We start from the raw sequence: 1,039 nt of genomic DNA, 5'->3' as shown, positions 1-1,039 counted from the left end.
GCCCCCCACTTTATCGTGGTCTCCGGAGGACGCCCCTCGGGAGGGCAGCATGAGCATCGGCGGATTCTTTGCCGAAATGGTCCAGTCCGGGGCCCTGCTGGTCGCGATGCCGCTGGCCGCGACAGCCGGGCTGGTCTCCTTCCTCTCCCCCTGCATTCTGCCGCTGGTGCCCGGATACCTGGGCTACGTCTCCGGGTTGGCCGATCCGCGCCGGGAAGACAACCGACGCCGGGTCATGACCGGGGTGGGACTGTTCATCCTCGGATTCGCCGCGGTCTTCACCGCCTACGGGGCCGCCTTCGGAGTGATCGGTGGCTGGCTGCTGCAGTGGCAAGATCCATTGATCCGGATCCTGGGGGTATTCGTCGTGCTCATGGGCCTGGTGCTGGTCGGCTGGCTGCCGTTTTTGCAGAACACCAAGAAGATGTCCTTCCAACCGAAAACCGGGATCGCCGGCGCCCCGCTGCTCGGAGTGGTCTTCGGCCTCGGCTGGACCCCCTGCATGGGCCCCACCCTCAGCGCCGTGCTGGCATTGAGCACCACCACCGGAGACCCCTGGCGCGGGGCCCTGCTGGGCTTCCTCTACTGCCTCGGGCTGGGCATCCCCTTCGTGCTCGTGGCCCTGGGCCTGGACTGGGTCACCCGCACCCTGGGCTTCGTCCGCCGCCACATCCGAGCCTTCAACATCATCGGCGGGATCGTACTGGTGCTCGTCGGGGTCCTGATGGTCACCGGGATCTGGACCCTGTGGATCTACCAGCTGCAGAACCTCGCCGGCACCTTCACCACCCCCGTCTAAACCCCTCCCTACTCTCAAGACCACACCCGACCGGATAGGACCGACCATGACTTCCACGGACCCCAACACCACACCCGCACCGAACCGGCAGCGCCGGGCCAAGATCGTGGTCTGGGTCCTACTGGCCCTGGTCATCGTCGGCGGCACCATCGGCTATTTCGTGGCCCGCGGCGCCACCACCACCCCACCGCAAGACGCCAACCCGTCCACCGGTCAGGAATCCGGACAACCGACCCAGGA

General features: G+C 66.8%; 1 protein-coding gene and 1 pseudogene. Both read left to right on the top strand.

Annotation, left to right across the window (positions count from 1 at the left end):
* Positions 1-49 precede the first annotated feature (49 nt).
* On the top strand, positions 50-799 hold the full coding sequence (locus AB0333_RS16980; protein WP_366219847.1) for a cytochrome c biogenesis protein CcdA: 750 nt from the start codon (positions 50-52) through the stop codon (positions 797-799).
* A gap of 46 nt (positions 800-845) precedes the next feature.
* A pseudogene (locus AB0333_RS16975) lies at positions 846-1,039 on the top strand (disulfide bond formation protein DsbA); the annotation flags it as partial.

Origin of the sequence: Citricoccus sp. NPDC079358 (assembly GCF_040702545.1) — a bacterium.
Classification (GTDB): Bacteria; Actinomycetota; Actinomycetes; order Actinomycetales; family Micrococcaceae; genus Citricoccus.
This window is presented reverse-complemented; position numbering and strand designations above follow the sequence as displayed.